Genomic DNA, 7,013 nt, shown 5'->3' with positions numbered 1-7,013 from the left:
TTACTTTTGAAGTGGCGGACAGTGAGGGATTCGAACCCTCGGTACCCTTACGAGTACGCATCCTTAGCAGGGATGTGGTTTCAGCCAACTCACCCAACTGTCCATGTGTTTTGGTGGATGAGATTATAATAGGATTGGGTTAAATAAAAGCTTAAAAAAGAATCGTTTTGGGGTAAATTTATTTTTTTTCACTGAGTTATATTATTTTTTAGGAAAATCACTAAAAAACTGATTATCATTACGTAAATATATTTCTAAACCAAGGTTCTAAAATGTTAAAAAAACTCACACCACTCATCGTACTGATCATGTTTGCTATAGGTGCATATTTTATGATGCAAGGTATGGATAATGCTGTCGATATGACCAAGCCGAAAAAAGAGATTAAAAAGTAGCAATCACTATTAGTATCTCTTCAACTTTATGTTCAGGGGTACTGTCCTTGTAGATAGGTCTTCCTACTACAGGATAATCTACATCCTCCTCATTTGCAAGTTCAAGTGTTGCTACACGCTGTTGATCTCCTGCATCTTCACCAAAAGGTCTTATGCCTGGACAGAGTGTCAAGAATGTGTCAGAAGTAGCATTTTTGATAGCCCTACTCTCAAATGTTGAACATACTACACCATCTAAACCATTTTCATAACTCATTTTTGCAAACTGCTCTGCTTTTGCATCTATACTTTTTTCATAGATACTCTGGAAGTTCTCTTCATCAAAAGAAGTAAGTGCTGTAACAGCCAGTACCAATGGACGGTCTTGATAAGGAGCCAGTCTATCCATAACCGTTTTCATGGCAACTGCTCCTGCAGATGCATGGATATTGAACATATCAACACCGATCTTAGCTATCTCTTCAGCTGCATCAGCCATAGTATTGGGGATGTCATAGAGTTTAAGGTCTAAAAATATCTTAAAATCAGGGTTGATCTCTTTTAGTGCTTCTATAAAAGATTTTCCATCACGGATGTACGCACGGAATCCAACTTTCATCCAAACATTGTATGATTTAAGTGACTCAGCCAGTGCCAAGTTTTCTTCAGCCGATGGCAGATCAAGTGCTACACATAGTTCCATGGTACAAACCTCTTATATTTTAGTGGTATAATAATATCCTAATTTTAATATATAAGGACTAAACAACATGTTTGGAAAAGAATCAAAAAGATACGACATCACTCAATCCGTAATGGACACATACAACTACGCTAAATTTACAACTTCTAAAGGTGTTATCTGGGCTAAACTTTATGCAGAAGATGCTCCTAACACAGTAGCAAACTTCGCTCACCTTGCAGAGCAAGGGTTTTATAATGACCTTAAATTCCATAGAGTAATCCCTGGATTTATGGCACAAGGCGGTTGTCCACACTCAAAAGACAATCCAGCAATGGCAGGAACAGGTGGACCAGGATGGCAGATAGACTGTGAAACTGACACAAGTACAGAACCTCATAGACGTGGAACACTTTCTATGGCGCACGCAGGACCAAATACAGGTGGTAGCCAGTTCTTCATCACTTTTGTACCAACACCTCACCTTGATGGTGTTCACACAGTATTTGGTGCAATAGAAGAAGATGATACAGATAGTTTCATGGTACTTGATAACATCGATCAAAATGATGACATCATTAGTATTGAAATTCTTGCTACAAAAGCGTAATTAACTTTTCGTTATTCTTGGGCTTTGCCCAAGAACATTAAAAAAAGGAACTGTATGTTTGGATATTATAGAGTTGCATCAGCTGTTAACAAAACCACAGTAGCGAACCCTGCTAAAAACGCTGAAGAAATCATAAAGCTCATCCAAGAAGCACATACTAAAGAGGTTAGTGTCGTTGTATTTCCAGAGCTTACGCTCACAGGATACACTGCTAGTGACCTTTTGCTTAACCAAACTCTAATAGCATCACAAGATGAAGCACTCAAGTATATATTAAATAATATAGAAAATATGGGTACTATTGCTATCATCGGTATAGCCGTACTTGAAGCAGACAGACTCTATAACTGTGCAGTAGTTGTTCAAAGCGGAAAGATATTAGGTGTTGTACCTAAAAGCTATCTTCCAAACAAAAAAGAGTTCTATGAGAAACGTCAATTTATCACAGGTAGAGACATCACAAGAACCACGACTGAACTGTTCGGAGAGGAAATACCTTTTGGTGTAGACCTACTCTTTACAGACTCTAAAGATATGACTTTTGGTGTAGAGATATGTGAAGACCTTTGGGCGGTTACACCTCCAAGTAACCATATGGCAAGTAATGGTGCCAATCTCCTCTTTAACCTTTCAGCAAGTAATGAACTTATAGGCAAAGCAGAATACCGTGAAGAACTGGTACGTACACAAAGTGCCCGTTGTATGGCTGCATATGTTTACTCTTCTGCCGGTGTGGGTGAATCTACTACAGATACTGTATTTGGTGGTCATGCTATCATCTCTGAATATGGTTCTACGCTGGCTCAAAATGAGCGTTTCTCTCTTGAAAGCAACCTGATTACTGCTGATGTGGATCTAGAGCGTTTAAGATGGCTTAGACTTAATGAGTCAAGCTACTCTGACGGAAGACGTAAAAAAACACGTATCATCAAAGTAGAAGATCTTCCAAGTATCAGTAAACTTGAACGCGATATCAACCCTATGCCATTTGTACCTTCACGCTATGCAGAGAAAAAGCACCGGTGTGATGAGATAGTTCACATTCAGGCTTACGGTCTCATCAAACGTATGAGCCATGCGCATATCAAGAAAGCAGTTATAGGTATCTCTGGTGGACTTGATTCTACACTTGCCCTGCTTTCAACACACAGAGCATTTGAAATGATGGGCTGGGATGTTCAAAACATCATCGCTGTGACCATGCCTGGATTTGGTACAACCAGTCGTACAAAATCTAATGCAGTGAAGCTTTGTGAAGCATTAGGTGTCACACTTAAAACCGTAGACATCACAGATATCTCTCTCAAAGAGTTTGAAGCGATAGAGCACAATAAAGATGAGCACAGTATTACCTATGAGAATGTTCAGGCAAGAGCAAGAACTTCCATATTAATGAATATGGCAAATAAGGAATCTGCTCTTGTTATCGGCACAGGCGACCTTAGTGAGATAGCACTTGGCTGGTCTACGTACAATGGTGACCACATGAGTATGTATGCCCTCAACTCAGGCATACCTAAGACACTCATACAGTATGTCATTGAATACTATAAAAATAACGAAGTGATCGCTAAGATCATAGATGACATACTTGATACCCCTATAAGTCCTGAACTGCTCCCTCATGAAGGAGATGAAATAGTCCAAGAGACAGAGAGTATCGTAGGTCCTTATGAGCTACATGACTTCTTTCTCTATCACTTTATTAAGTATGGGGCTAAACCAGAGAAGATACGTTTCCTTGCGAGTATATCATTTGATACTAAATACGATGAAGAAACTATAACCAAGTGGTTAACACTCTTTTTAAGACGTTTCTTCACCCAGCAGTTTAAGCGTTCCTGTATGCCTGATGGACCTAAAGTGGGTACGATCTCTTTAAGTCCAAGAGCAGATTGGAAAATGGCCAGTGATGCAGATGTAGAAATTTGGTTGGAGGAATTGAACAAATGAAAGATAACACACCCATGAAACACTTCTTGAACGTTATGCTCCAGGGACTCTTTTGGCTTCTTCCTATCGTTGCTATTATTATCATCCTATTATGGGTTTATAGTAAGGTAGAACTTTTAGTGGGCTGGGCCTTTAGGCTTATCGGTTTTGCTCCTGAAAATAATGTCTTTTTATGGGGTCTTTTAGCTGTATTCCTCTTTTTAGTGATACTTTATATCGTAGGACATTTGGTCAAAACAAGACTTGCTGATCTGTTTGAACACATATTTTCTAAAATTCCTGGGTACACTACTATCAAAGAACTTGTAGGCATTTTCAACTCTTCAAAAAAAGGTCAGAACAAGGTAATGGTTGTTGCCATCAAAGGCTTCGCACAGGAAGGCTATAACATCGGTCTGATGTATTCACAAAAAGAGAGTATCATCAAAGACCATTACACCATTACACTTTCTATGTCACCTATCCCAAATGGTGGATTCATGTTTGAAGTACATAAAGACAATATTTATGTCATAGAAAACGCAACCTTTGATAACAACTTACAGTACTTGCTCTCTATGGGTGTAAAAAGTTTTGCAGACATTCTGAGAACCAAGCCAAAGAATGTAGATGAACTTGTTTTATTAAGTGATTGGCTTGAGGAAAATAAAGTAAAAATATAGTGTGGTATTCGATAGAGACTTTTTAATGAAGTCTCATCGAATTGTGTTAGAAAATTAAGTTAATAGAACCTGTTGCTTTATTGCTACTGTATTTTTCTGTATTAACACGTCCTGCTGCAGCTTCGAAAAAGAACATTTTATAAATTTTAGTATAGCCTAAAGAGTACCCATAATTAGTATTATCATTCTCATCATTGTCCACATTTACAATGGCCTTAATATGCTCCATATCACCCAATGGGAATGTAAATGCAGTTTCAAGACCAATATAATCATCATCAGCAATATTTGCATAGACCAAAGAAGAGTTCCAAGTAAGCATACTATACTCTTTTTCTATAGGGACAATAATTGAATAGAAATCATCGCCCTCTGTATCTACAGAATTGTATATCAAACCGATCTTATAGTTTTCTGCAGTTGTATATGTTATACCGGTCAAAAAAGCATCATTGTTATCATCATTTATCTGATTTCCATGATTCCCATGTTTAGCTACCTGTTCACCATAAGAGACAAGCAACAGTATATTATTATCAAACAGATAAGAGTATTCTGCACCTTTTATTTTTCTGACATCGGCATACCCTAGAGGCGAGACGTAATTATCTCCATGATCTCCTATACCATTTAATCCAGAATGTGACATGCTTCTTTGGACATTACCCAATTGTGTTAAAGGTGAAAGAAGCCCTGCCCTGAAGACATGTTTAGCTTCTAAAATATTATATTGGAAATAGAATTGAGAGTTGTCAGACTCAAAAAGATCTTGACCACTTTTATTACTGTTAAAAGACTCTTTCGTAAAAGAATATAAAGATAAATATTCTGTAAGCGTACCCGATAAATAGAGTTTAACCAATCGGTTCACTTCATCGGTTTTGGAGTTATCGGACAAACCTAGAATGGCACCAACAGGATAACGTCTACTAGTACTATTTTCATCCAATAAACTCTGTAACGAAGTCGTATCAAATGTGGATGTCCTAAATCCATTCCTAGCAAACCCAAGCCCCATATCATTGAGTGCAGGTACTTGTGAATGACAGGCACTACATGCCATATCGTATTGCCTTGCAAATACAGGGTTGGCTTCTAGATTTAAGGTAAACAATCCTACAAGAAAAATAAAACCTATTTTAAATTTTGTCATGATATTCATAATATTTCCCCTCCAAACATTTTATAACATAAACAATATTATCATTAATACAAATAAAAACTAATTAATGTTGGAAGAAAATAAACTTTTTTGGGCCTTAAACTATTATAATAACTTCGATATTTTCCTATAAAAATACCTCGAAATATTAACTACAAAAAATGTTATAATAATTGTATAAGCTATTTAGAAGGATCAACAGATGGAAAAAGAATTCAAAGAAATTATCGAAGAGTCAAAGAAGTCATTGGAGAAGATTGAAAAGAATATAGAAGAACGTAGTGATGACTTTACAGAAGAAGTCAGTGAGTTTTGGTCTGATTTGAAAAAGCATCTATCAGGCGTAGAAGGTAAGCTTAAAGATGCTTATGATCACGTAGAAGAGGAAGCAGAACTTAAAGGCCACCTAGGCATTATGGAAGCACGCGACAGATTAAAAGAACTAACAGAGATCACACATGAGTTCATCTATAAAGTTTCAAATAATGCACAAGAAGAATTAGACATAGCAGCCCTTAAAATCCATCTTGCAAAAATGGAAGGTGAAGATCTATGGGATGAGAAACAAAAAGAGTTTACGCATATGTATAAAGAATCCAAAGTTGAAGCAGATAAACTAGCAAAAAAATCTCTTAAGGAGATCAACCACGTTTTTTTAAAGTTAACTGAGATCATATAATGGAAAATCTCATAAAAGTATTCCTTTTAAGTGTAGTGCTTATACTCATAAATAGTTGTGCTACTTCAAATTTATCTTATCATAATGAGCAACTTAATTTGCAAATAAATGATTCACATTTACAGGTACGGGGTACACAACTTAAACAACAAAGAGAAAACTTCAGTACACTCTTCCTTACACAATACCTATTGCGTTTAGATGATGGCCGAACTATGGTCTATGAAAAAGCTAAGACAGATATACAATATGAATTTGAACCTACAACTACTAAAACGATAAGTATTATTTTTGATGCCAAAAAAGTAATAAGAGTCTACTACAATACGCTTATATATGCATTCCAGGTTGTTTTACAAGATAATAGAGTACTAAATGTATTAGCTACAAAAGGTTTTGATCAGGAATTGAACATGGTTTATGGCATGAGCACAGAGAAACTCAACAGTATGTTAATAGAATTAGATCCAAATGCAAGACCTGCATATTATAAAAACACTATAAACTTAAGTAATGAATCAGAACCATTTATGAGTCGATGGACGACATGGAAAGTACATTTTTTACCCCTGGTCACCCCAGTACGCCGCTTTTTCATCTATTAATAGATGATCAATTATTATGAAAAAAATATATTTATTTTAAATAAGGTTATAACTTAAAAAAAGAAGGTATAATTTATGTGAAGAAAGATGAAGTACGAGTTCATCTCGCGTGTGTTAAGTGTTATTGCTAGACCCCGAAGACTCTCTCTGATTTGGATTCCACTTAAGTTTTAAGTGAAAATTATTACCCAAAGGTACAAAAAATGGCAGCATTAGTAAACGGAACTGTTAAATGGTTCAACGATGAAAAAGGTTATGGATTTATTCAACAAGAGAATGGTGGAGA

9 protein-coding genes and 1 tRNA gene are annotated in these 7,013 nt (G+C 36.3%); 7 read left to right on the top strand and 3 right to left on the bottom strand.

The window, feature by feature from the left end; all coding sequences use genetic code 11:
* Positions 1 to 12: 12 nt before the first annotated feature.
* Positions 13 to 103: transfer RNA gene (locus ABYK33_RS12375), tRNA-Ser, on the bottom strand.
* Between the two features lie 169 nt (positions 104 to 272).
* Here ABYK33_RS12375 and ABYK33_RS12370 point away from each other — a divergent pair.
* On the top strand, positions 273 to 395 hold the full coding sequence (locus tag ABYK33_RS12370; protein WP_373033557.1) for a hypothetical protein: 123 nt from the start codon (positions 273 to 275) through the stop codon (positions 393 to 395).
* Here the strand turns inward: ABYK33_RS12370 and pyrF are convergent.
* Positions 385 to 1,077 carry an orotidine-5'-phosphate decarboxylase gene (pyrF, locus tag ABYK33_RS12365; RefSeq protein ID WP_373033556.1) on the bottom strand — a complete coding sequence of 231 codons (693 nt, stop codon included), beginning with the start codon at positions 1,075 to 1,077 and terminating at the stop codon, positions 385 to 387. The genes ABYK33_RS12370 and pyrF overlap by 11 nt on opposite strands.
* A gap of 67 nt (positions 1,078 to 1,144) precedes the next feature.
* On the opposite strand from pyrF, the gene ABYK33_RS12360 reads away from it, so the two are divergent.
* From ABYK33_RS12360 to ABYK33_RS12350, 3 genes are read left to right on the top strand one after another with little or no spacing between them, the layout of a single operon-like run.
* A complete protein-coding gene (locus ABYK33_RS12360) occupies positions 1,145 to 1,666 on the top strand; it encodes a peptidylprolyl isomerase (protein ID WP_373033554.1) in 522 nt (173 codons plus the stop codon).
* Positions 1,667 to 1,720: 54 nt separating this feature from the next.
* Complete coding sequence (locus ABYK33_RS12355) at positions 1,721 to 3,619, top strand: NAD(+) synthase (RefSeq protein WP_373033553.1); 1,899 nt, start codon at positions 1,721 to 1,723, stop codon at positions 3,617 to 3,619.
* Entirely contained in the window at positions 3,616 to 4,281 is a 666-nt protein-coding gene (locus ABYK33_RS12350; RefSeq protein WP_373033552.1) for a DUF502 domain-containing protein, read from the top strand. The genes ABYK33_RS12355 and ABYK33_RS12350 overlap by 4 nt, the downstream gene beginning before the upstream one ends.
* A 46-nt stretch (positions 4,282 to 4,327) precedes the next feature.
* On the opposite strand, the gene ABYK33_RS12345 is transcribed toward ABYK33_RS12350, so the two are convergent.
* A complete protein-coding gene (locus ABYK33_RS12345; protein WP_373033551.1) occupies positions 4,328 to 5,443 on the bottom strand; it encodes a hypothetical protein in 1,116 nt (371 codons plus the stop codon).
* 202 nt (positions 5,444 to 5,645) lie between these two features.
* Here ABYK33_RS12345 and ABYK33_RS12340 point away from each other — a divergent pair, with 202 nt between their 5' ends.
* The 3 genes from ABYK33_RS12340 to ABYK33_RS12330 form a co-directional block, all read left to right on the top strand.
* Positions 5,646 to 6,122 carry a hypothetical protein gene (locus ABYK33_RS12340; protein WP_373033550.1) on the top strand — a complete coding sequence of 159 codons (477 nt, stop codon included), beginning with the start codon at positions 5,646 to 5,648 and terminating at the stop codon, positions 6,120 to 6,122.
* A gap of 98 nt (positions 6,123 to 6,220) precedes the next feature.
* The gene (locus ABYK33_RS12335; protein ID WP_373033548.1) at positions 6,221 to 6,727 is read left to right on the top strand and encodes a hypothetical protein; all 507 of its coding nucleotides are present in this window, start codon (positions 6,221 to 6,223) and stop codon (positions 6,725 to 6,727) included.
* A 203-nt stretch (positions 6,728 to 6,930) separates the two neighbouring features.
* Positions 6,931 to 7,013, top strand: an 83-nt coding sequence (locus ABYK33_RS12330) for a cold-shock protein (RefSeq protein WP_373033558.1), incomplete at its 3' end; no start/stop codon positions are given.

Source organism: Sulfurovum sp., from assembly GCF_041562805.1.
GTDB lineage: Bacteria > Campylobacterota > Campylobacteria > Campylobacterales > Sulfurovaceae > Sulfurovum.
Note: the sequence above shows the minus strand (reverse complement) of the source record. Positions and strands in the feature narration are given on the sequence as shown.

Coding starts and splice junctions, on each gene's coding strand:
- ABYK33_RS12370 (WP_373033557.1), top strand. CDS start 273: ATGTTAAAAAAACTCACACCACTCATCGTACTGATCATGTTTGCTATA.
- pyrF (WP_373033556.1), bottom strand. CDS start 1,077: ATGGAACTATGTGTAGCACTTGATCTGCCATCGGCTGAAGAAAACTTG.
- ABYK33_RS12360 (WP_373033554.1), top strand. CDS start 1,145: ATGTTTGGAAAAGAATCAAAAAGATACGACATCACTCAATCCGTAATG.
- ABYK33_RS12355 (WP_373033553.1), top strand. CDS start 1,721: ATGTTTGGATATTATAGAGTTGCATCAGCTGTTAACAAAACCACAGTA.
- ABYK33_RS12350 (WP_373033552.1), top strand. CDS start 3,616: ATGAAAGATAACACACCCATGAAACACTTCTTGAACGTTATGCTCCAG.
- ABYK33_RS12345 (WP_373033551.1), bottom strand. CDS start 5,443: ATGAATATCATGACAAAATTTAAAATAGGTTTTATTTTTCTTGTAGGA.
- ABYK33_RS12340 (WP_373033550.1), top strand. CDS start 5,646: ATGGAAAAAGAATTCAAAGAAATTATCGAAGAGTCAAAGAAGTCATTG.